General features: G+C 40.6%; 19 protein-coding genes. 15 read left to right on the top strand and 4 right to left on the bottom strand.

Annotated elements, in window-relative coordinates:
• The 13 genes from EPU_RS07430 to EPU_RS07370 form a co-directional block, all read left to right on the top strand.
• A partial coding sequence (locus EPU_RS07430; RefSeq protein WP_010168092.1) for an MFS transporter occupies positions 1-901 on the top strand: 901 nt, incomplete at its 5' end.
• Positions 902-1,075: 174 nt separating this feature from the next.
• A complete protein-coding gene (locus EPU_RS07425) occupies positions 1,076-2,284 on the top strand; it encodes an acetyl-CoA C-acetyltransferase (RefSeq protein WP_029488206.1) in 1,209 nt (402 codons plus the stop codon).
• 31 nt (positions 2,285-2,315) lie between these two features.
• Complete coding sequence (locus tag EPU_RS13620; RefSeq protein ID WP_010168090.1) at positions 2,316-2,969, top strand: 3-oxoacid CoA-transferase subunit A; 654 nt, start codon at positions 2,316-2,318, stop codon at positions 2,967-2,969.
• Positions 2,970-3,608, top strand: a complete 639-nt coding sequence (locus EPU_RS13615; RefSeq protein ID WP_010168089.1) for a 3-oxoacid CoA-transferase subunit B — start codon at positions 2,970-2,972, stop codon at positions 3,606-3,608.
• Positions 3,609-3,661: 53 nt separating this feature from the next.
• Positions 3,662-5,017 carry a short-chain fatty acid transporter gene (locus tag EPU_RS07410; protein WP_029488205.1) on the top strand — a complete coding sequence of 452 codons (1,356 nt, stop codon included), beginning with the start codon at positions 3,662-3,664 and terminating at the stop codon, positions 5,015-5,017.
• Positions 5,018-5,074: 57 nt separating this feature from the next.
• Positions 5,075-6,037 (top strand): alpha/beta fold hydrolase, encoded by a 963-nt coding sequence (locus EPU_RS07405; protein WP_029488204.1) that lies wholly within the window; start codon positions 5,075-5,077, stop codon positions 6,035-6,037.
• Entirely contained in the window at positions 6,038-7,285 is a 1,248-nt protein-coding gene (locus EPU_RS07400; RefSeq protein ID WP_010168086.1) for a glycosyltransferase, read from the top strand. It begins immediately after the preceding gene.
• Positions 7,286-7,414: 129 nt separating this feature from the next.
• A complete protein-coding gene (locus EPU_RS11925) occupies positions 7,415-12,076 on the top strand; it encodes a hypothetical protein (protein ID WP_010168085.1) in 4,662 nt (1,553 codons plus the stop codon).
• A 126-nt stretch (positions 12,077-12,202) separates the two neighbouring features.
• The gene (locus tag EPU_RS07390; protein WP_029488203.1) at positions 12,203-13,276 is read left to right on the top strand and encodes an ABC transporter ATP-binding protein; all 1,074 of its coding nucleotides are present in this window, start codon (positions 12,203-12,205) and stop codon (positions 13,274-13,276) included.
• A gap of 24 nt (positions 13,277-13,300) precedes the next feature.
• Positions 13,301-14,179 carry a carbohydrate ABC transporter permease gene (locus EPU_RS07385; protein ID WP_010168083.1) on the top strand — a complete coding sequence of 293 codons (879 nt, stop codon included), beginning with the start codon at positions 13,301-13,303 and terminating at the stop codon, positions 14,177-14,179.
• A 9-nt stretch (positions 14,180-14,188) separates the two neighbouring features.
• The gene (locus EPU_RS07380) at positions 14,189-15,022 is read left to right on the top strand and encodes a carbohydrate ABC transporter permease (RefSeq protein WP_029488202.1); all 834 of its coding nucleotides are present in this window, start codon (positions 14,189-14,191) and stop codon (positions 15,020-15,022) included.
• On the top strand, positions 15,006-16,280 hold the full coding sequence (locus EPU_RS07375) for an MBL fold metallo-hydrolase (protein WP_010168081.1): 1,275 nt from the start codon (positions 15,006-15,008) through the stop codon (positions 16,278-16,280). The genes EPU_RS07380 and EPU_RS07375 overlap by 17 nt, the downstream gene beginning before the upstream one ends.
• Positions 16,281-17,567, top strand: coding sequence for an extracellular solute-binding protein (locus EPU_RS07370; protein ID WP_083792594.1), 1,287 nt, complete (start codon positions 16,281-16,283; stop codon positions 17,565-17,567). It begins immediately after the preceding gene.
• 51 nt (positions 17,568-17,618) lie between these two features.
• Here the strand turns inward: EPU_RS07370 and EPU_RS12775 are convergent, their stop codons facing one another.
• On the bottom strand, positions 17,619-19,205 hold the full coding sequence (locus EPU_RS12775; protein WP_052296483.1) for a GGDEF domain-containing protein: 1,587 nt from the start codon (positions 19,203-19,205) through the stop codon (positions 17,619-17,621).
• A gap of 360 nt (positions 19,206-19,565) precedes the next feature.
• On the opposite strand from EPU_RS12775, the gene EPU_RS07360 reads away from it, so the two are divergent.
• Both EPU_RS07360 and EPU_RS07355 read left to right on the top strand, forming a co-directional pair.
• Positions 19,566-19,991 (top strand): MarR family winged helix-turn-helix transcriptional regulator, encoded by a 426-nt coding sequence (locus EPU_RS07360; RefSeq protein ID WP_029488200.1) that lies wholly within the window; start codon positions 19,566-19,568, stop codon positions 19,989-19,991.
• Between the two features lie 73 nt (positions 19,992-20,064).
• Positions 20,065-21,441 carry an MATE family efflux transporter gene (locus tag EPU_RS07355; protein WP_010168077.1) on the top strand — a complete coding sequence of 459 codons (1,377 nt, stop codon included), beginning with the start codon at positions 20,065-20,067 and terminating at the stop codon, positions 21,439-21,441.
• Between the two features lie 26 nt (positions 21,442-21,467).
• Here the strand turns inward: EPU_RS07355 and EPU_RS12770 are convergent, their stop codons facing one another.
• From EPU_RS12770 to EPU_RS13930, 3 genes are all read right to left on the bottom strand, one after another.
• A complete protein-coding gene (locus tag EPU_RS12770) occupies positions 21,468-23,729 on the bottom strand; it encodes a hypothetical protein (protein ID WP_010168076.1) in 2,262 nt (753 codons plus the stop codon).
• 12 nt (positions 23,730-23,741) lie between these two features.
• Entirely contained in the window at positions 23,742-24,824 is a 1,083-nt protein-coding gene (locus EPU_RS07345) for a hypothetical protein (RefSeq protein WP_010168075.1), read from the bottom strand.
• A 117-nt stretch (positions 24,825-24,941) separates the two neighbouring features.
• Positions 24,942-25,525: class I mannose-6-phosphate isomerase (locus tag EPU_RS13930; RefSeq protein ID WP_010168074.1), on the bottom strand; the 584-nt coding region annotated here is incomplete at its 5' end.

Below are 25,525 nucleotides of genomic sequence, written 5' to 3'. Positions count from 1 at the left end.
TTCACTGGATTTCTTTTTTCAATTTGTGCCAGCTTATGTAGCGCTTTCGGGAGTGTTTACCGTGCTTGCGATAATCGGTATCGCCAAGAAAGATAAAAAAGAATTTTTCGGAATAGGAAATACAACAAAAGTTGGTTTTAAAGATTATGTAGATGTAATCAAACACAACCGTGCAATACAGATGTTGATAGTTGCTGCTGCTAGCGATAAGTTAGCTCTTACAGTTGCTGGAAATGCGGTGATTGCAGTTATTATATACGGCATAGTAGCAGGAGACTTTGGGCTTTCTGGAGACGTTGCCGCTTATACCGCTATCCCCAAAATCATTATTGTGTTTATCGGAATCCAATATGCGCGTAAGCTGGGACAGAAAAAAGCTTTGATTGCTTCGACTTGGCTTTCTATCATAGCATATTTAGTGTTAGGTGCGTTGATCTTATGGGGGCCTATGACCATATTAAATGTAACAGAAATTAATACATTTACAATTTTATATATTGTAGTATTTATATTGATGGGATCATTTGCCGCCATTGCGTCGGGGATTGTAATTCCGATGATTGCCGATTGTTCGGATTATGAAACAGCTCGAACCGGCAGATATATACCAGGAATGATGGGAACACTATTTTCGTTTATTGATAAGCTAGTTTCGTCGTTAGCGACAACGATTGTGGGCTTCGGAATGGTTGCCATAGGATTTGCCGACGTATTTCCAACAGTAGATACAGTATACACAGATGCGCTAAAATATATGGGCGTGTTCTTATTTATTGGATTACCAATTATAGGATTCATTTGCACCTTAATAGGAATGAAGTTTTATCCTTTGACTGCTGAAAAAATGTGTGAAATACAAGAACAAATTGCTGAAATTAAAAAAAATAATAATGCAGAATAAACTGTGGGTTCATCGAATTTTACTTTCGATGGACTTTTTTATTTATAGAATTTTACCTGTTAAAATAAATTTACTGCATTGATCAAAGTGAAATTAAATAACACTTTACAAGAATAAATAAATTCAGTATAATAAATTGGTTAAAACATAAACACATTATGGTCGGAGGAAGTTATGTCAAAAGTTTATATTGTTGAAGCCAAGAGAAGTGCAATCGGAAAATTTTTGGGCAGTTTGTCTACTGTTTCAGCAGGAGATCTTGCAGGTCAAGTTATAAAAGCAACATTGAATAATCTAGATATCGATAAAGCAAAAATTGATGAAGTTATTCTCGGAAATGTTATATCGGCAGGGCAAGGGCAAGGCGTGGCGCGTCAGGCTTCAATTGCTGCAGGCATTCCGGCGGAAGTTCCGGCATATGCAGTCAATATGATTTGTGGAAGCGGAATGAAAACTGTTATGCTTGCTTATAATTCTATTAAGGCACAAGAGGCAAATTTGATTGTTGCAGGTGGTGTAGAAGTGATGAGCCAAATCCCGTTTGTAACTGATYCGCAAGCTCGATTGGGATACAAAATGGGTAATATAACTCTRAAAGATATCCTAATCACTGATGGATTGACCGATGTATTTAACAACTATCATATGGGAATCACGGCAGAAAATATAGCCGATGAATACACCATTAATCGAGCTAAGCAAGATGCRTTTGCGATCGAGTCTCAAAAGCGTGCGATTTCGGCAATAGATACTGGCAAATTTAAGRATGAAATTGTACCGGTAGAAGTCGCAGTGCGTAAGGGATGTTTTGTGTTTGATACAGATGAATATCCAAATCGAGCTACTTCTATTGAAGCATTATCAGGGCTTAGACCTGCCTTCAAAAAAGATGGCTCTGTAACTGCAGGCAATGCATCTGGCATCAATGATGGTGCAGCTATTATTGTAGTAGCGTCAGAGGCCGCAGTAAAAGAATATAATCTCAAGCCGTTAGTAGAAATTGTTGCAGTTGGCCAGGGCGGAGTTGCTCCAGAGGTTATGGGGCTTGGGCCTGTTCCTGCTGTTGTCAATGCTTTCGAAAAGTGTGATCTAACGCTTAAAAATATGGATTTAATTGAGCTAAATGAAGCATTCGCTGTTCAAGCGTTAGGTGTTATAACAGGTTTAAAACAGAATTTTGAAGATGTAGATGATGAATGGTTTAGCGAAAGAACAAATGTAAATGGCGGAGCAATTGCTTTAGGGCACCCACTTGGTGCGTCTGGGGCCAGAATTACTACTACTTTAATTTATGAGATGAAGAAACGTGGAGCGGAATATGGGCTGGCGGCGCTATGTATAGGTGGCGGAATGGGTACTGCTTTAATTCTCAAAAATGCTTAAGGATACGAATATTGGTGAAAGGAAACTATAGATGAAAATAATTGAAATTGATGAGTTAAAAAATCTAGTAAAAGATTCTATGACTGTAATGGTTAATGGTTTTATGGGCTGCGGAACTCCGCATAAAGTGATAGATAAGTTGTTAGAGCTGGGGGTTAAAGATTTAACTTTAATTTGTAACGATACAGCTCTTGCTGATTATGGCGTGGGCAAAATGGTGACCCAAAAGCGATTTTCAAAAATACTAGCTTCTCATGTTGGATTAAATCCAGAAACTGCCAAACAACTTAATGCTAATGAAACAGAAGTTCATCTTATTCCGCAGGGAACGCTTGTAGAACGAATCCGAAGCGGTGGGGCTGGTCTGGGAGGATTTTTAACTCCAACGGGGCTTGGCACTGTGGCAGAAGAAGGAAAACAAATTATTGAAGTCGATGGACAAAGCTATTTGCTAGAGCTCCCTCTAAGAGCCGATGTTGCATTGATCGGTGCGCACATTGTTGATAAAAAAGGCAATTGCTATTATAGAGGTTCAACTAGAAATTTTGGTCCTGTTATGGCGACGGCCGCAGATGTCGTTATCGTAGAAGCAGATAAGATTGTAGAAGTAGGAGAGCTCACACCAGAAAGTATAGTGACTCCACACATTTTTGTAGACTATGTAATAGATGGAGGTGCAAACTAGATGAAAGAATTTATCGCTAAACGTGTTGCAAAAGAACTTAAAGATGGTGACGTCGTAAATTTGGGAATCGGTTTACCTACATTGGTAGTTAACTATTTGGAGCCTAATCAGGACATAACTTTTCAATCAGAAAACGGATTTATAGGAATTGGTCCCACTCCTCCAGAAGGAGAAGAAGATCTATATATAGTTAATGCAGGTGGAAAACCTGTAACCATCAATCAAGAAGGAGCATTTTTTGACAGTGCCATGTCTTTTGCTATTATCCGAGGTGGGCATGTAGACGTAACCGTTTTGGGTGCGCTAGAAGTAGATGAAAAAGGAAATTTGGCAAATTGGATGATACCTGGAAAAATGGTGCCTGGAATGGGTGGCGCTATGGATTTGGTAGTTGGTGCAAAGCGAGTTATTGTTGCAATGGAACACACAAACAAAGGCCGAGCTAAAATTTTAAAAGAATGTACGCTCCCTTTGACTGCTAAAGGACAAGTGAATTTAATTATTACAGAGATGGGTGTCATAGAAGTTACGCCAGATGGATTGTTGCTAAGCGAAATTAATCCAGACTATACTGTAGAACAAGTTCAAGAAGCTACACAAGCGACGTTAATTATTAGTAAAAATTTAAAAGAAATGTAATTTATGATTGTGCCTTATTTAGTATAAGGTGCAATTTACATAGGGGGGTTAATATGTTCAAAAAGTTTACCAACGGATGCGTAAATTTAGTACAAAGATATTTACCAGATCCATTTCTATTTTGCATAATGCTTACATTCATAATATTTATATCGGGAATGGTCTTTACAAAACAAACTGCTATTGAGATGACAATGCATTGGGGTAATGGGTTTTGGAGCTTGCTAGCATTTACTATGCAAATGGCATTGGTATTGGTGTTGGGAACCGCTTTGGCAAATGCACCAATAATCAATAAAGGACTGGTTGTTTTGGCCAAAATTCCCAAAAAACCTACAACTGCAATAATTTTAGTAACCGTGGTTTCAGCTCTTGCTTGTCTAATAAACTGGGGATTTGGGCTGGTAATAGGTGCCATTTTTGCAAAGGAAATAGCAAAGCAAGTTAAGAAAGTGGATTATAGACTTCTGATCGCAGCCGCTTATTCGGGATTTTTATTTTGGCACGCANGTTTGTCTGGCTCGATTCCTTTAACGCTTGCATCTGGTGGTGAAGGTCTCGTAAAAGTAACGGCATCGGTGGTCTCTGCATCAGGAATTACAACWMAYGATACCATTTTTTCGTCAACGAATATTTTTATGGTTATATTTTTATTGATCACTATTCCTCTTTTAAATGCCGCAATGCATCCAGATCCAGATAAGGTAATAGTTATAGATCCAGCCTTACTAGCCAATGCGCCAGTTCCAGCAAAGCTAAATCGCAAAAATATGACTCCGGTAGAAAAACTCGAAAATTCTATGCTAGTTACAATTCTTATATCGGTTCTAGGATTTGCGTATATCATAATATACTTTATAGAAAGAGGATTCAGTTTAAACCTTAATATTGTRAATTTRATATTTATGTTTGCTGGAATTTTGTTGCATAGGACACCCAGAAGATATTTAAATGCGCTAATGGATGCTACAAAAAGTGCAGGGCCAATATTGTTGCAGTTTCCATTCTATGCAGGTATTATGGGTATGATGAATGGAGCGAATATAGACGGTGTTTCGTTAGCGAGTCTAATTACCAATATGTTTGTAAATATAGCGAATAAATTTACGTTTCCTACGCTATCATTTTGGAGTGCAGGACTCTTAAACTTCTTTATTCCATCTGGTGGGGGGCAATGGGCTGTTCAGGCGCCAATCATGATGCCAGCCGGAAATTTACTCGGTGTAGATGCGGCAACAACCGCGATGTCTATTGCTTGGGGAGATGCGTGGACTAATATGTTGCAGCCGTTTTGGGCGTTGCCTGCATTGGGGATAGCCGGGCTTGGTGCAAAAGATATAATGGGATATTGCGTAGTTATATTATTATATTCTGGAGTTATTATTTCGTTGGGATTATTGATATTTTAAACAAGGAGCACTTCTGATACTGTCGGAGGTGCTTTCAATTTACATGGAGGTAAGCAAATGATATATGGAATTATAYTGAKTATAATTATAGTTGCTGTAGTTATAGCAATTGTTATGATGGATTATTTGAGATTTACTGCATTGAGAAAACATAAAATAAAGAACTTATACAAAATGAAAACATCGCTAGGTAATATTGCGTATATAGATTTAAACAGTACGGCTCCGAACGCAATAYTATTTTGTACTAGTGCGACTCAGGCCATAGATGCCGTCTTTGCTTTTAGATGGTTAACCAAAAGTGAATACCGTATTATATGTATCGATCGACCGGCGATTGATTTGCCTAATTCATACATGATGCATGCAGATATCTATCATGAGGTCTTGCAAGGTCTTGGTGTTACTCAAGTTGCTGTGTTTGGAGTATCTATGGGAGGGATAACTGCATTAGCGTATACCAAAAAATATGGTGCCACAGGCTTATTGCTATGGAGTGCAGTAACAAAAAAATGTACTGTTAACATAAAATCTGCAAATTCGTGGATCGGAAAACTTGTACGTTTTAATAAATGTAAAGATTTAACATCATATCTGCTAGTAGTATTTGCTAGGGTGGCCCCAACAATTTTGCTGACAGAATTATTTGAGGCTGGTGCCGAAGTGATGAGAAAAGATTTAAAAATTATGGCAAAAACAGTAGCTCATAACAAGGAGTCAAAAGCCGAATTGATTGCAATGATGACATCTATGGCCCCAAAAAGTTTGATGTATGAAAAAATGATATGCGAGTTTGAGAGGGTAGTCACCTTAGAAGAGGATTGGTCATCGATAAGAACGCAGTGCCTAGCAATTTACTCGGCTTTGGATGCAACTGTGTCATTAGATAATTTGACCTATATAGAGCAAACGCTATCTAATATAGAAGCCAAAGTAATGACTGGTGCTGGGCACTATATTTGGTGGGGGTCAGATTATGCCAAAATTGAAAGTCTGAAATTTTTAAAGGAGTGTTTCTAAATGAAAGTATTACTTATGTCAATAGGCACTAGAGGTGATTGCGAACCGTTTTTGGCAATTGCAAATCAATTAAAAAATAGAGGAGATGAAGTGATTTGCGTATTTCCTGAGCAATACAGATCTTTAGCGGAAGAAGAAAATTTTGAGTTTCATTCATTTGGAGCAGAGTTTGTAGAGTTGCTTAATAGCGATGAAGGACGTTATTTGATCGCTGGCAAAAATTCAGCAAAAAAGTTTAAAGCTACCTTGAAGTTATACAAATCATCGACTCCAATGCGAAAAAATTTGCTGGATATACAACATAAACTAATAGAAAGCATCGATCCAGACTGTATTATCTTTCATCCAAAAGTTATCTATCCTATTTCATGGAGTTTAAAAACTGGAAAAAATATCGTACTTCTGTGTCCCGTACCGTGCGCTGTGCATCCAATTGAAGGGTTTGCAAGCATCGGAATTAATAAAAATTTGGGAAAATTATGCAATAAATGGAGCTATGATGTAGTTAATTATATTATGGGAATGTCGCTAAAAACGGCTTCTAAGGCATACTTCGATAATGAGTATTCGACGAAGAGGCTCACAAAAGCTCTCAAAGATGTAAAAATAATATACTCGGTTTCAAAAGCACTTATGGATTATCAAGAAGGATGGGGTGATAACATAAATATCGCTGGGTTTTTGGAGAGGGATAAAGTACACGCTTGGAGCATGCCAGATGGATTAGAATTGTTTTTAAGTCGCCATCCCAAAATAATATTAGTTACGTTTGGTAGCATGGTTAACATCGATCCAGAGCTCACCACCGCCATGGTTTTAGATGCGCTCAAAGAATGCAAAATTCCTGCTATTATAAACACTGCCGGAGGAGGTTTAGTTAAGCCCGCAGAACATGATGAAAAAAATATCTTCTTTACCGACAACATTCCATATGATTATATTTTACCACGAATGTACGCAACTATTCATCATGGCGGCGCCGGTACCACTCATTCATCTCTCAAATCTGGCTGCGCAACTATGGCAATTCCGCACGCCGTCGATCAACCCCTATGGAATCGCTGGATATACAACCTCGGCGTAGGCCCGCTAGGCGTTTCGATAAATAAATTATCAACAGCAATATTAAAGGAAAAACTGCTAGATTTATACAACACCTCGAGCTATAAGCAAAATGCTCTCAGGTTGAGCAAACAAATGAAAAACGATAACGACTATGAGCAATTGTACAACTTCATAATAAATTAAATCATCAATTCATGGAAATTCAAGCAAAATTAGGAATTATGTACTAGGGATCGTGCTGTTGAAATGTGGTTATATTAAATACTAAGGGAAGATAGACCCCTTATAATGCATAGAATAGGAGGAAATTTGATGTCGATACCACACATTTTAGCAGGGCTAGCACCATTGGCAGGTCAGGCCGGCGACGTTGGAGGCCCCGCAGTACTAGGGGGATCAGCAATCGCCGCTGCGGGGATAGACATTCCCGAAATCAATGACATGAATACTAACAAAGAAAATGAAGATGAAAATGTAACATTTGATTTAGATGCGATAAACAATCTTGCGCCAGATGATACAAACGAAATCAAGTCGCATACTCAACACAGCGCAGAAAACTTCATTGATTACGATGAAACTATCGCAGAAAATATTATAATGGTTGAAGATGCGCCAGAAATATCGATGATGGATTATGCGGCAGCCAAAGCCGATGCACCAGATATGTCGATGGTAGATCATGCGGCAGCCAAAGTCGATGCATCAGAAATGTCGATGGCCGATCATGCGGCAGCCAAAGTAGATGCGTCAGAAATGTCGATGGTCGAAGTAGCAGATCAGGCAGTAGCCAAAGTAGATGCGTCAGAAATGTCGATGGCCGATCATGCGGCAGCCAAAGTTGATGCGTCAGAAATGATGATGGCCGAAGTAGCCGATCAGGCAGTAGCCAAAGTTGATGCGTCAGAAATGTCGATGGCCGATCATGCGGCAGCCAAAGTTGATGCGTCAGAAATGATGATGGCCGATCATGCGGCAGCCAAAGTTGATGCGTCAGAAATGATGATGGCCGATCATGCAGTAGCCAAAGTTGATGCGTCAGAAATGTCGATGGCCGATCATGCGGCAGCCAAAGTCGATGCACCAGATATGTCGATGGTAGATCATGCGGCAGCCAAAGTTGATGCGTCAGAAATGTCGATGGTCGAAGTATCAGATCAGGCAGTAGCCAAAGTCGATGCATCAGAAATGTCGATGGCCGATCATGCGGCAGCCAAAGTTGATGCGTCAGAAATGTCGATGGTCGAAGTATCAGATCAGGCAGTAGCCAAAGTCGATGTACCAGAAATGGCATTGGTCGAAGTAGCAGATCAGGCAGTAGCCAAAGTTGATGCACCAGAAATAGCGATGGTTGATCATGCGGCAGCCAAAGTAGATGCATCAGAAATGTCGATGGTCGAAGTATCAGATCAGGCAGTAGCCAAAGTCGATGCATCAGAAATAGCGATGGTTGATCATGCGGCAGCCAAAGTTGATGCATCAGAAATGTCGATGGCCGATCATGCGGCAGCCAAAGTTGATGCACCAGAAATAGCGACGGTTGATCATGCGGCAGCCAAAGTTGATGCGTCAGAAATGTCGATGGTAGATCATGCGTCAGCCAAAGTCGATGCGTCAGAAATGATGATGGCCGATCATGCGGCAGCCAAAGTTGATGCGTCAGAAATGTCGATGGTAGATCATGCGGCAGCCAAAGTTGATGCGTCAGAAATGATGATAGCCGATCATGCGGCAGCTAAAGTAGATACGGCAGATATGTCGATGGTAGATCATGCGGCAGCCAAAGTAGATGCGTCAGAAATGATGATGGCCGATCATGCGGCAGCCAAAGTTGATGCATCAGAAATGTCGATGGTTGAAGTATCAGATCAGGCAGTAGCCAAAGTTGATGCGTCAGAAATGATGAAGGTCGATCAAGCCGATCATGCGGCAGCCAAAGCCGATGCACCAGAAATAGCGATGATGGATCATGCGGCAGCTAAAGTCGATGCACCAGAAATAGCGATGGTTGATCATGCGGCAGCCAAAGTTGATGCATCAGAAATGTCGATGGTAGATCATGCGGCAGCCAAAGTTGATGCATCAGAAATGTCGATGGCCGATCAAGCCGATCATGCGGCAGCCAAAGTCGATGCATCAGAAATGTCGATGGCCGATCATGCGGCAGCTAAAGTTGATGCGTCAGAAATGATGATGGTTGAAGTTGCCGATCAGGCAGTAGCCAAAGTTGATGCGTCAGAAATGATGATGGACGATCATGCGGCAGCCAAAGTAGATGCGTCAGAAATGGTGATGGCCGAAGTAGCAGATCAGGCAGTAGCCAAAGTTGATGCACCAGAAATAGCGATGGTTGATCATGCGGCAGCCAAAGTTGATGCGTCAGAAATGTCGATGGCCGATCATGCGGCAGCCAAAGTTGATGCACCAGAAATGGCATTGGTCGAAGTAGCAGATCAGGCAGTAGCCAAAGTCGATGCATCAGAAATGGCATTGGTCGAAGTTTCAGATCAGGCAGTAGCCAAAGTAGATGCATCAGAAATGTCGATGGTCGAAGTAGCCGATCAGGCAGTAGCCAAAGTCGATGCATCAGAAATGTCGATGGTCGAAGTAGCCGATCAGGCAGTAGTCAAAGTCGATGCGTCAGAAATGGTGATGGTTGAAGTTGCCGATCAGGCAGTAGCCAAAGTCGATGCGTCAGAAATGATGATGGTTGAAGTAGCCGATCAGGCAGTAGCCAAAGTCGATGCATCAGAAATGGCATTGGTCGAACAAGCTGATCAGGCAGTAGCCAAAGTTGATGCACCAGAAATGGTGATGGCCGATCATGCGGCAGCCAAAGCCGATGCATCAGAAATGTCGATGGTAGATCATGCGGCAGCCAAAGCCGATGCACCAGAAATAGCGACGGTTGATCATGCGACAGCCAAAGTCGATGCGTCAGAAATGATGATGGACGATCATGCGGCAGCTAAAGTAGATGCGTCAGAAATGATGACGGTCGATCAAGCCGATCATGCGGCAGCCAAAGTAGATGCGTCAGAAATGTCGATGGTCGAAGTAGCAGATCAGGCAGTAGCCGAAGTCGATGCGTCAGAAATGTCGATGGTAGATCATGCGGCAGCCAAAGTTGATGCGTCAGAAATGTCGATGGCCGATCATGCGGCAGCCAAAGTTGATGCATCAGAAATGTCGATGGTAGATCATGCGGCAGCCAAAGTCGATGCGTCAGAAATAGCGATGGCCGATCATGCGGCAGCCAAAGTTGATGCGTCAGAAATGATGATGGCCGATCAAGCCGATCATGCGGCAGCCAAAGTTGATGCACCAGAAATAGTGATGGCCGATCATGCGGCAGCCAAAGTAGATGCATCAGAAATGTCGATGGCCGATCAGGCAGTAGCCAAAGTTGATGCGTCAGAAATGTCGATGGTCGAAGTAGCAGATCAGGCAGTAGCCAAAGTTGATGCACCAGAAATAGCGATGATGGATTATGCGGCAGCCAAAGTTGATGCGTCAGAAATGTCGATGGTTGAAGTAGCCGATCAGGCAGTAGCCAAAGTTGATGCGTCAGAAATGATGATGGCTGAAGTTGTAGATGATACGGCAACGGTCGGGGTTGCAGATGATATGGCCGCAGGGGTAGATGATGATTATAGTACGGGGTACAACCTTACTAAAGATGTTGTAGTCACTAATGTTGCCGGCGATGTCATTAAAGAGGAATTCGTAATTACTAATGATGAGGGAAGCGTGATTACAGAAGTTGTGGTGATCAGTAACGATGAAGGTGACGTGATTTCAGAAAATGTTAAAGTTATAGATTATACGAAAAATACGTTTACCGAAGATAATTTGATTGCCAATGATGAAGGAAATGTTGTGGCAGAAAGCGTTGTAGTGACTAATTATACAAACGACACGGTGGCAGAAGGAATGTTATTTACTAATCCGGAGGGAGATGCCGTGACAGCGGATGTTACAGTGACTAAAAATATGGACGATGTTGTAGTGACGAATAGTACGGGACAGATGTCTGATGGTATGTTCAATTATGATGAGATCGAGGAGGTGGTGACGAATATGGGAGAACAAATTATAAAAGATGCGACAGAAGAGAACGCTGCAACAGAAGAGATCGAAGAAGTGGTCGTTAAATTTGGGAAAAACATTCTGGAGGAAAAGATTGTCGTCAATGAGTTTGAGGGAGACGTTATTCCTGGTGAGAATATTGTAGTGACAGAATATACAGAAAGTCCCGAGGTCAGAGAGATGAACGCAGACGCTGACTACAGCGAGGCTATTTCGGAGGATGTTGTAAACTCGGGAATGCACCAAAATACGCGTTCGGTATATGCAAAGTATTCAGATAAAACGAAAAATCATAGTGCAGTAATAGCGCATCAAATGGATAAGGCGGTCGCATGTTCGAGTGCAGAAGAGTTTAGTGCTATCGTTGCCCATGATGTTGATGAAGCCGTTGCGGTAAGTGACACAATGAATGAAGTTGGAGAAAATGCGATAAAAAAGAGCAGGAATGAAATCTCTATTACGATTGATGAAGTAATCAACGTTGATTCATTGTCAGAAGCCGCCACTATGGGAAGGGATGAATTATCGGCAAGTAACAATGTAGTCGATATCGGAACTTCTGCTGTTGAAAATAGTACAGCGATTTCAGATGATATGGATACGGTTGTGTCTTTGGAATTAAATTCGTTGTCAGCTGGAGCGGGAGAGGTTGTAGAAATGAGTAACGTAACACAAGCTGATTTCAAATCTGGCGAGGATGTTTATAAAGAAGTGCAAGGTGATTATGAACGTCTACGAGATTTTGGAGCAGCGGCTATAGAAGCTCAATATGCAAGTGAAACACAGACTGTAAATAGTTCCATTAATTCGCAGCAGGTGGAGCGTATGATTCAAGAGGAAAAGCGTGAACGAGATAAGCAAGGTATTAATGTGTTGCCATTTTAAAATAATAAAAGTTCGCAATTCTCTCCTTGCGAGCTTTTTTATTTTTTAGAGGTATATTTTTACTTAAATGCTAAATACTAATATTGGATAACGTTACCAAATAATTTCAAGTTTATGAGGTGAAAGATGATTAGTATTACAAAACTGAGAAAAGTTTATGAAGATAGTGGCTATGAAGCTTTAAAGAATATTAATTTAGAAATCGATGATGGAGAGCTAGTGTGTTTACTAGGTCCTAGTGGATGCGGAAAGACCACGATTTTAAATTTGGTAGCAGGACTGCTGGATCCCACAGACGGCGACATTAAGTTTGACAATGAATCAGTAATTAATAAGCACCCCAAAGATAGAAACATTGGACTCGTATTTCAAAATTATGCATTGTATCCGCATATGACAGTTTTAGAAAACGTGATGTTTCCTTTAACAGTGGGGCACAGAAAGATGCCTAGAAAGGAGGCCGAAAAGATTGCAAGGAAGTTTATGACGGTCACAAATATAGTGGAGTTGGCATCAAAGAAGCCGGGGCAAATGTCTGGAGGACAGCAACAAAGAGTGGCTATCACGCGAGCACTCGTTCAGCAACCAAAAGTATTGYTATTAGATGAGCCGCTTAGCAATCTCGATGCGCGACTGCGATTAAAAATTCGTGAAGAAATTCGGMGKTTGATTAAGGAAATAGGAATCACCACTGTGTTTGTGACGCACGATCAAGAAGAAGCATTATCAATTAGCGACAAAATTGTTATTATGGATCAAGGGGTAGTTCAGCAGCACGACGTACCGCCAAATTTATACCTTGAGCCGAGAAATTTATTTGTKGCTCAGTTTATGGGCAACCCTATCATTAACACTTTTACTATGCAGTTGGTAGATAATATATTGATAGGCAAAGATTTTTCGATAGGAATGGACAGGCTAGARTCTGATCGATTTAGAAAAACAATTATGGGAGGAACGTATGTAGTAGGAATTCGTCCTGAGTATTTTGTATTAAGTAACACGCCGCTTTTTGAGGTTGAGATAACTTCTGTAGAGTTGATAGGCAAGGATAGTATTATCAACTTTTCTGTAAACGATGAATTTTGTAAAGCAATTACAGATGTAAATGATGGAATACAAGAGACCGATAGAGTTGGTCTAAATATTAAATATGACAAGATTTATATATTTAAAGAGGACGGAACAAGAGTATACTAGAGATCGACAGCCGCGGAGGGTAGTATGAAAAAATATAGAGCAGAAGCTTCACCACATGCATGGTTATTTTTATTACCATCGTTAATAATTATTGGTGTATTCAATTTGCTTCCTTTAATAAAGACCTTTGTTATGTCTATGCAGACAGGAAAAACGTTGAATACAATGACTTTTGGAGGAATAAAAAACTTTCAAGATGTGTTGACAGATCCTAAATTTCATATGGCAATAATCAATACTGCAGTGTATGCTTTTGTAGTTGTGCCATGTGGGATGATCATTTCTATGGCAATAGCAGTGACAATCTTCGAAAAAATTAAGCATAAAGCAATATTTGAAGCGATATTTTTTATGCCATATTTAACCAGTACTATTGCAATAGGTATAGTATTTAGATATCTGTTTAATGGAGACTATGGATTTATAAATTATATATTAAGTTGGTTTAATATTTCGCCTATAAATTTTTTAAATGATCCGGATATGAGTATAGCCACCTTAGTACTATTTGGAATATGGTCTGGGCTTGCGTTTAACATTATTATTTTGCTATCGGGGTTGAGAAATATTGATGATAGCTATTATAAAGTAGCAGATATGTTGGGAGCAACGAAGCGAGAACAATTTGTACGAATAACGCTTCCGCAAATGATTCCTATAATTACATTTTTGCTGATGGTAAACTTTATCAATGCGTTTAAGGTGTATGCTCAAGTGTTTGCGTTATTTAATGGCAAGCCAGGAATAGCCGATAGCGCAACGACAGGAGTRTTTTACATCTTCGATAAGTTTTATGTGGATTATAAATATGGAGAAGGCATGGCAGCTGCRGTTATCCTGTTTTTGTTGATACTCTTATTTACACTGTTTCAAAATTTTGTATTGAGAAAAATAGCAAAGTAGGTGTATATTATGAAAAAATCAGCAGATARAATTTTGGGAGATGCTGTATCAAAAATGTTTGTAACTATTATGGCCATTATTACATTGTTTCCATTTGTATACATGATTTTAACAAGCCTAATGACTTTTCAAGARGCAACGAGCATTCCTCCTACATTGATTCCAGCAGATCCTCAGTTTGGTAACTACGCAAAAGCGCTAAGGCAAGCACCCTTTGCAAGATATTTTGCTAATACCATAATTGTCGCAAGTTGCTCTACTTTGGGAACAGTTATCAATTGCATATTGGCAGCGTTTGCATTGGTAAAGTTACAGTTTCAGGGCAAAAAGGTGTTGTTGATGGGGATGGCAGCATTGATGATGGTACCCTATGAAGTAACAGTGTTTACAAACTATCAAACCATCGCGCAACTGGGGTGGTTAAATAGTTATCAAGCATTGATTGTCCCTTCGCTTGCAAGTATTTTTTATACATTYTACTTGAAAGAATATTTATCTAGTATACCAATTTCATATTATAAGGCAGCAAAAGTAGATGGGTGCACTGACCTTGAGTTTATAGCACGAATTTTAATTCCTCTTGCTAAGCCGGCATTATTTACTATGAGTATATTAAGTTTTATAAGTGGATGGAATTCGTTTTTGTGGCCGATTTTAGTAACCAATGATACTGATATGAGATTATTGAGTAATGGGCTAACGGCATTTGCGACGGAAAGTGGAAGCGATGTTCAGCTGCAAATGGCGGCCTCGGCAATATCGGTTATTCCAATAATGATCATTTATGTAATGTTTCGAAAGCAAATTATAAGAGGAGTTGTAAAAAGTGGAGTTAAAGGATAAGCAAACTAGAGTTACATTTCATAATGGCATAGGTACTATTGGAGGCACTATAATAGAAGTTGCGTATAAGGATAGTCAAATATTTTTTGATTTTGGTAGCGAATATGATCCTGGGGCAGAGATTCAGCCAAGGGATCTGCAGGGGCTATTGGATGCGAAGCTGGTGCCGTACCTAAATATATTCGATCCTGGGATACCAATAGATCGGCATACAGAAAATACTTTCGAACATAAAGCAGTATTTTTGTCACATGTTCATCTGGATCATTCTAAAATTATTAATTATTTGGATCCAGCAGTGCCGCTATATACATTATATGGAACCAAATCGTTGCTAGAGACGCTTAATATCAACGACGATTTTTTGTTTCCGCTGCATGGGGCACATGAAAAAAACGTACGAGAAGTCGTTGGAGTATCAGATAATGCAGTAATAGAGGTTGGTAAAATAAGGGTAAAAGTGATGCCAGTAGACCATGATGCCTACGGTGCAAGCGGGTTGTATATAGAAACGCCGGATCTAACAATTTCATATACAGGAGACATTCGATTACATGGCTACCGTGCAGAAGAGACGATTAAGTTTTGCGAGAAAAGTAAAGGGTGTGATCTACTTCTAATAGAGGGAGTGAGTATATCTTTTCAAGAAGTAGATGAAGTTCCGGTAGGTGCTATGAGCGAAGTAGAATTAGTTGAGGCGATTGATGCGTTGATAAAAGCAAATCCTACAAAACAGATAACATTTAATTATTATATTACAAACATTGAACGAATTATGAAAATCATAGAAAAAAATCCTCGGACAGTTGTATTAGATGCATATTATTCATATATTTTAAAAGATGCYACAGGATTTGAATCACTATATTATAGTTGTGACGATAAGAACTATGGATTAGATGCTAACAAACGCATAAGCTATGACATATTGTTGTCAGATAAAGGAAAATACTTTTGGCAATTAACAAATAAAGAGGATGTGAAAAAACTTAAGAGTGGCGGAATATATATTCACTCTAATGCGATGCCTTTAGGAGAGTTTGATCCAGCATATGCTCCATTTGTCGAAAGCTTTGCAGTAAAAGGGATAGCGTTTGAATTGATGGGATCTAGCGGACATGCGTACCCAAAAGACTTAATGTGGATCATTGATAAAATTAAACCCAAGTTGCTGATTCCTATCCATTCATATCATCCWGAGAGATTGTTAAATAAAAATGGTGATAGAATGCTTCCATTTAAGGGGCAAGTAATATAAATGAAAGGGACTGATATTATGAATTGTAAAAAATTTTTTGTACTAGCAGGATTTGCCGCAGTAGTATTAGCTGGATGTGGTAGTRATGAATCTCCAGTAGTTGTGGAGYCAGAAAYTATTCTTACAGAGCTTACAGAACCAGTTAAATTTGTATTTTGGCACGCAATGGCAGGTGAGCAACAAGAGATGTTAACAGAGCTAACTGATCAATTTATGATCGAAAATCCTGAAATTACGGTAACACTGCAAAATCAATCTAGTTACAAAGACTTGCAGCAAAAGCTCACTCTAAATATGTCTAGCCCAAAGCAATTGCCGACATTAACGCAAGCATATCCAAATTGGATGGAAAATGCGATAATAGATAATTTGCTTGTAGACTTAACWCCTTATATTGAGGACCCGATTGTGGGATATGATCACTACGAAGACATTATAAAAGGATTTCGAGATGGCACAGAAATCAATGGCAAAATTTATTCGATTCCATTTAATAAATCCACAGAAGTTTTATGGTACAATAAGACACTCTTTGATGAGCTAAACCTAACTCCGCCTACAACTTATGAGGAGCTAGCGCAAACAGCCAAAACGATATATGATGAAACAGGTATTATAGGCGCAGGATTTGACTCATTGAGTAATTATTATACAACATATTTATATAATGAAGGGTTGGAAMTAGACCCAGAACTTGATGTTACGGGTCCGGAATCTGTCGCTGCAGTGGATTATTATTTAGACGGTATACAAGACGGGTATTTTAGAATAGCAGGAACAGATATATTTTTGTCGGGACCATTTGGAAAYGAGYTGATTGGGATGTATACGGGATCTAACGCTGGAGAATCTTTTATAGAAAAGAGTGTAGGAGATAAGTTTGAAGTAGGTGTGGCACCRTATCCAGCAGATGCGGTAATGCAACAAGGGACCGATATATTTATGTTTAATTCATCTTCTCGAGAACAAAGATTGGCGGCATTTGAGTATCTAAAATTTTTGACTAGTACAGACTCACAGRTAAAATGGGGTATTGCAACGGGATATCTTCCAGTTAGAGCTTCCGCGATGGAAAGTGAATCATATATTAATTCAGGAAGCTTGGTTGCACCTATTGTGGAAGAGGCSACAGAGAGTTTGTATACCACAAATCCAGATTTAGCGACAGACGGAGCATTTAGAGAGGCTGCAACAGTGTTAGAACATATACTAGCACAGCCTGATGAGCCTGATGTTGATAAGAATTTAACAAGCTATAAAAATACTTTGGTAGAAATTTGGGAATAGAGAGTTGATTGTACTGTGCTTACTGAGTAATTTAAGTGCAGTACAATTTTGTTATAGAGAAGGAAAGTTGTGAGTGTAAACTGTAAAGGTACATTTGCCTCGAGTTTTTGATTTATACATGGCGCTGTCAGCGGCAGTATAGAGGTCTTGAAAGTTGTTGAAGATATGATCTACTTTTGCAATACCGATACTAGGAGACACAGATACTGAAGCATTATCATTGGAGTAAGTTTTGGATAATTTATTTATGATGACATTACTTTTCTCTATGATATTAATACCATTTGAGTTKGGAATAAATACCAGAAATTCATCCCCACCAATTCTTCCCTTTATATCATCTTTTCTAAAAATAGAGTTTATGTTATGAGCMACYTCTCTTAATACATTATCACCAGCAGCATGGCCAAAGGTATCGTTGATGCTCTTAAAGTTGTCTAGGTCAATCATAAATAAATACCCACCAACCTGTTCTGCATCTTGTAGTAAAAATTTATCTATCAGATCCTCGGTGGTAGTCTTGTTGTATAAGCCCGTAAGCTGGTCACGCTCGGCATTAAACTGTTTGATTTTTTCCTCTTGAACATTGCTAATAGTAATAATAGCGCACATATTGTTTTGAGATTCAACTCGTACGTTTGCATTAAACCAGGCAAAATCTTTGTTGGTATGAGACCATCGATACTCGAATTCGTATTTATTGATTCCCTTGTCAAAAGTCTGAATCATATATTCGATAGCCGCCATCGCATTGCTGTTTTCTCTGTCTTCGACATGTACATAGTTAGAGATAAGTTCCTGAAAAAGGTTTTCATACGATGTACCAATAAACTCGGGCTGAATTTCTCCTTGATGGATATAATTGGTAACTTGACCTGTTTCGCAATTGATCTCTATCGCACTGTCTACCGTGTCTAAAAGAATATGCTTATACATACGCTCTATCAATTTACTATTTTTCATAGTCTCCTTATTTAGCTCCATTATTTCGAAGCCAATCATCATAAAAATACAGAGATAAAATAGAATGAGCCAACTAACACCTAGCAAAAGTTGCTGAACCAAAAGATTAAATACAAATATATCCACAGAATAAGATGTGGTGTTAGTAATTAGGCATAAAATAATACAAACTTCCAAAAATAAAAATAATTTAAGTCGGGTTGGGTGAGTTATATAAATTCTGTAATATTTTTGGGGAACTAGTTTTGATATTGTTAGTAGAAAAAGGGAGTGTATCGAACAAACCGCGATGCGTATTAAGTATAGTGAACTGCTAGTGGACATAATGTGCCATATACTGGTATCAAGTATTAAGCCAGCAGATGCGTTTAAAATCATTACTAGTGCCATAATGTTAATAGGCATATATAAAGCAGTGGCCAACTTTAAGAAGAAATTTCCTTGAAAAAATATAATGATAAATAAGCTATAGACTACTATTATAAATGCGTATACAGCTATCATAGAATATGAAATAAATACAGTACTGACAGGACCAGCGATAATTGTGAGTATTATTACAATTGTGTAAAATGTATTCTTTGAGCCATTAAATTTAATAAGTTTATTGATTGTTGTAAAAAATAATAAATTATGTATTGCGAATACAATTAAAAAGATTCCGGGTATTGTCATAATATCTCTCTCCTTTGCTATAAATATGGTTATAATTTATTTTATGAYAGATATTTATAGAACAGTAGAAATGTTTTTAATTACAACAGTAGACAAAAATAGTAGATAAAAATAGCAGACAAAAAATTCGTTAACTATAGTGAGTCTTTTTGTTGTTTTATATAATTTACAGAAGTATTTTTTTAAATTTAATTTATATATAATAACAAAAATAATAAATTAAGGTTAATTTTAATTAATTTTATAACAAATGTTACGAAAAGGTGAAAATTAGTTGCATATACAACTAATTTGTGCTACAATTATTACAACAAAATAGTAAAGCAGTAAAATAGTAAAATAGTAAAAGAGAGGAATTCTATGAAAGATGATAGAAGCATAAATAGATATTTATCTCAAATTTACAGAAAAAGTATAAGGTTTTTGCAATGCAAATTGGCAGAAGAAGACGTTGGGTGTGGTCAATTTACATTTTTAGAACAAATTTTTAAATACGAAGGAATAAGTCAAGAAGAACTTTCTAACAAACTTGTAATAGATAAAACAACTACCGCAAGAGCGGTAAAAAAACTTGAGGACAAAGGATATGTCAGACGCGAAAAGCGTATTAACGATAAACGAACATATGGAATCTACGTAACGGAGCGTGCTATTGCCGAGCATGAAAATATCAYAAATGCGTTTCGTGACCTAGACAATGTGTTTAATGATGCCTTAACAGTAAGTGAAAAAGATACACTCATCAATTTGYTAGCTAAAATTTGTAATCATTCGCAAATGAAATAGAATAAAAATGAAATAGAATAAAAATGAAATAGAATAAAAATGAAATAGAATAAAAATAAAATAGGAGGATCTYATGGGAAAACATCAAGAGTTATTAGCGACAGAGTCAATTGGAAAACTAATATTTAAGTATTCACTGCCTGCGATTATTGGRATGATGGTAAATGGACTATATAACGTGGTAGACCGAATGTTTATAGGAAATATTCCGGGAGTTGGGCATTTAGCGATTAGTGGTTTGGGAGTAACTTTACCAATAATGACCATTATAATGGCGTTTGGTTTGTTAATAGGTATCGGTGCAGCAACAAATATTTCGATAAAGTTAGGTGAAAATAACAAAGATCAAGCCGAAGGGATTTTGGGTAATGCAATTTCGTTGTGTATTTTATCTGGTTTAGCTATAAGTGTTATTGGTTTAATATTTGTAAACCCTATTCTTTCAATGTTTGGTGCAAGTCCAGACAGCTTGCCGTTTGCAAAAGAATATATTGAAGTTATATTAATTGGTAGTGTGTTTAATATTACAGCGGGATCTATGACGAACTTAATAAGAAGCGATGGAAATCCAAAGTTATCTGCAATAATTATGGCCACAGGATGCTTCCTCAATATAATTCTAGATGCTCTTTTCATTTTTGGATTTGGAATGGGTATAGCAGGTGCGGCATGGGCAACGATAATTTCACAAGCTGTAACAGCGGCATGGTCACTAGGATATTATTTTGCTGGAAAATCTAATTTATCATTTCACAAGTCTGGTTTAAAGCTTGCTAGAAAATATGTATTTCCGATGTTAGCGATTGGGTCTGCGCCATTTGCTATGCAGGTGGCCATGAGTGGGGTTCAAATTATTTGTAACAATGCGTTAGGAACTTATGGCGGAGACATGGCAATTGGTGCTTTCGCTACAATAAACTCGATAGTATTAATGATGGTAACGCCGATTATTGGAGTTGCCCAAGGAACTCAGCCGATTATTGGATTTAACTTCGGGGCAAAACAATACGACCGCGCAACCTTAACATTAAAAATAAGCGCAGGTTTTACATTTGTCTTCTTACTTGTCGTAGTAGCAATAATGCAAATTATTCCAGAAACATTGGTAAGTCCATTCTCTGGAAATAACCCAGAACTTGTTGCGATGACAGTAGAGGGCTTAAGAAAATATACAATAATGATGCCATTGATGGGACCTGCGATGTTGGGGTCACAATATATCCAAGCAATAGGCAAAGCGAAATCGGCGATGATACTAGGTCTACTCAGACAAGTAATTTTGCTAATACCACTCATGTTGATAATGCCAAGAATATTTGGACTAACAGGAATTTGGTTTTCGCAACCTATAGCAGACGGGCTAACAGCGCTAATCACAGCAGTAGTAGTAATTAAAGAGATACGATCTCAAACAGCAAGAGCTATACCGGAAGTAGTACCGGCAGTATAAACGAAACTGCATTCTGAAGTCAAAAATCAGGATGCAGTTTTTTTATTATCTGCAACAGCTAACGAAGCCTCATCGGAAACTTCATCGGCAACAGCTAGTGAAGCTTCATCGGAAACCTCATCTGCCACAGCTAACGAAACCACATCGACAGCCGCATCGGCAACAGCTAGTGAAACCTCATCGATAGCCGCATCTGCCACAGCTAGTGAAACCACATCGGCAACCGCATCTGCCACAGCTAGTGAAACCTCATCGATAGCCGCATCTGCACCAGCTAGTGAAATCACCTCGATAGCCGCATCTGCTACAGCTAACGAAATCTCATCGGCAACCTCATCTGCCACAGCTAGTGAAACCACATCGGAAACCTCGTCGGCAACAGCTAACGAAGCCTCATCGGAAACTTCATCTGCCACAGCTAGTGAAACCTCATCGATAGCTGCATCTGCCACAGCTAGTGAAACCACATCGGAAACCTCATCGGCAACAGCTAACGAAATCTCATCGGAAACCTCATCGGCAACAGCTAGTGAAACCACATCGACAGCCGCATCTGCAACAGCTAACGAAGCCTCATCGGAAACTTCATCTGTCACAGCTAGTGAAACCTCATCGGAAACTTCATCGGCACCAGCTAGTGAAGCCTCATCGGAAACTTCATCTGCAACAGCTAGTGAAGCTTCATCGGAAACTTCATCTGCCACAGCTAGTGAAGCTTCATCGGAAACCTCATCGGCAACAGCTAGTGAAGCCTCATCGGAAACTTCATCGGCAACAGCGAGAGAAGCCACATCGACAGCCGCATCGGCAACAGCTAGTGAAACCTCATCGGAAACTTCATCGGCCACAGCTAGTGAAGCCTCATCGGAAACTTCATCGGCAACAGCGAGAGAAGCCACATCGACAGCCGCATCGGCAACAGCTAGTGAAACCTCATCGACAGCTGCATCTGCCACAGCTAACGAAGCCTCATCGGAAACTTCATCTGCCACAGCTAGTGAAACCTCATCGGAAACTTCATCTGCCACAGCTAGTGAAGCCTCATCGGAAACTTCATCTGCCACAGCTAGTGAAGCCTCATCGGAAACTTCATCTGCCACAGCTAACGAAGCCTCATCGGAAACTTCATCTGCCACAGCTAGTGAAACCTCATCGGAAACTTCATCGGCACCAGCTAGTGAAACCTCATCGGAAACTTCATCGGCAACAGCTAGTGAAACCACATCGACAGCCGCATCGGCAACAGCTAGTGAAGCCTCATCGACAGCCGCATCTGCCACAGCTAACGAAGCTTCATCGGAAACCTCATCTGCAACAGCTAACGAAGCCTCATCGGAAACTTCATCTGCTACAGCTAACGAAGCCTCATCGACAGCCGCATCTGCCACAGCTAGTGAAGCCTCATCGATAGCCGCATCTGCTACAGCTAGTGAAGCCTCATCGGAAACTTCATCGGCACCAGCTAGTGAAGCCACATCGACAGCCGCATCGGCAACAGCTAACGAAACCTCATCGACAGCCGCATCTGCCACAGCTAGTGAAACCACATCGGAAACCTCATCGGCAACAGCTAGTGAAGCCTCATCGGAAACTTCATCTGCCACAGCTAGTGAAGCCACATCGACAGCCGCATCTGCCACAGCTAGTGAAGCCTCATCGATAGCCGCATCTGCTACAGCTAGTGAAGCCTCATCGGAAACTTCATCGGCACCAGCTAGTGAAGCCACATCGACAGCCGCATCGGCAACAGCTAACGAAACCTCATCGACAGCCGCATCTGCCACAGCTAGTGAAACCACATCGGAAACCTCATCGGCAACAGCTAGTGAAGCCTCATCGGAAACTTCATCTGCCACAGCTAGTGAAGCCACATCGACAGCCGCATCGGCAACAGCTAGTGAAGCCTCATCCGTAATCTCATCTGCCACAGCTAGTGAAACCTCATCGACAGCCGCATCGGCAACAGCGAGAGAAGTCACATCGACAGCCGCATCTGCAACAGCTAGTGAAGCCTCATCCGTAATCTCATCTGCAACAGCTAGTGAAGCCGCATCGACAGCCGCATCGGCAACAGCTAGTGAAGCTTCATCGGCAACCGCATCTGCCACAGCTAGTGAAGCCTCATCGGAAACTTCATCTGCACCAGCTAATGAAACTTCATCGACAGCCGCATCTGCACCAGATAGTGAAACCTCATCGGAAACTTCATCTGCCACAGCTAGTGAAACTTCATCGACAGCCGCATCTGCTACAGCTAACGAAGCCTCATCGGAAACTTCATCTGCCACAGCTAGTGAAACCTAATCGGAAACTTCATCTGCCACAGCTAGTGAAACCTCATCGATAGCTGCATCTGCCACAGCTAGTGAAGCCTCATCGGAAACTTCATCTGCCACAGCTAGTGAAGTCTCATCGGAAACTTCATCGGCAACAGCGAGAGAAGTCACATCGACAGCCGCATCTGCCACAGCTAGTGAAACCTCATCGATAGCCGCATCTGCCACAGCTAGTGAAGCCACATCGACAGCCGCATCGGCACCAGCTAGTGAAGCTTCATCGGAAACTTCATCTGCCACAGCTAACGAAGCCTCATCGGAAACTTCATCTGCACCAGCTAGTGAAATCACATCGACAGCCGCATCGGCAACAGCTAGTGAAACCTCATCGGAAACCTCATCGGCAACAGCTAGTGAAACCTCATCGATAGCTGCATCTGCCACAGCTAGTGAAGCCTCATCGGAAACTTCATCTGCACCAGCTAGTGAAATCACATCGACAGCCGCATCTGCAACAGCTAGTGAAGCCACATCGACAGCCGCATCGGCAACAGCTAGTGAAACTTCATCGGCAACCGCATCTGCCACAGCTAGTGAAGCCTCATCGGAAACTTCATCTGCAACAGCTAGTGAAGTCACATTGACAGCCGCATCGGCAACAGCTAGTGAAGTCACATTGACAGCCGCATCGGCAACAGCGAGAGAAGCCACATCGACAGCCGCATAGGCAACAGCGAGAGAAGCCACATCGGAAACTTCATCTGCAACAGCTAGTGAAGCCTCATCGGAAACTTCATCTGCCACAGCTAGTGAAGCCACATCGACAGCCGCATCGGCAACAGCTAGTGAAGCCTCATCGGAAACTTCATCGGCAACAGCTAGTGAAGTCACATCGACAGCCGCATCGGCAACAGCGAGAGAAGCCACATCGATAGCCGTATCGGCAACAGCGAGAGAAGCCACATCGGCAGCCGCATCGGCAACAGCTAGTGAAACCTCATCGATAGCCGCATCTGCCACAGCTAGTGAAACCACATCGACAGCCGCATCTGCCACAGCGAGAGAAGCCACATCGACAGCCGCATCTGCAACAGCGAGAGAAGCCACATCGGCAATAGCGAAAGAAGCTTCATCTGCAATAGCGAGAGAAGCCTCTTCTGAAATAGCGAATGAAATCGCGTCTGAAATAGTGGGTAAAGGTAGATCGATGGTAGTGATCGATGTCTACGAAATATATGTTAGAAGAGCATGGAAATCTCCCTGTAGATTATATTTTCCGGTACCGGCGGCAACGAAGATGCTATCCCCTTTTGTGAAGTTGAGCGTTTCTGTTGTAGAATCGATTGATCCAGATCCCTCGAGAACTAGAAGAGAGTGGAAACTCGTCTCATTGGCAGTGAACGTAGCCAGGTCGGTACACTTAATGTCGCGCACAGCAAAATATTGGCAATCAACAAGAAGGTCGGAATTTTTTGCTACATTGACAGCGGGTGCGAGGGTGGAAACTTCAACAGCTTTGGCAACATGGAGCTCTCGAAGCTTGCCGTCGGCCCCACGTCTAGCGAAATCATATACGCGGTAGGTGACATTGGATGATTGCTGGACTTCAGCTATAAGACATCCGGCGCCGATTGCGTGGACAGTGCCTGCCTCTATGAAAAAGCAATCACCGGCGGTAACATTAACTTTGTTTAAAACGTCTAGGATGGTGTCATTTGCTATATGTTGCTCGTATTCAGCTTTGGAAAGAGTCTGGTTAAAGCCATAGTAGATGAAAGCATCGGGTTCGGCTTCGGCGATGTACCACA

It is taken from the genome of Candidatus Epulonipiscium viviparus (assembly GCF_000171335.1).
In the GTDB taxonomy this organism is placed as follows: domain Bacteria; phylum Bacillota; class Clostridia; order Lachnospirales; family Cellulosilyticaceae; genus Epulonipiscioides; species Epulonipiscioides viviparus.
The sequence above is the reverse complement of the archived record's forward strand: the minus strand, read 5'-3'. Positions and strand labels throughout refer to the sequence as shown.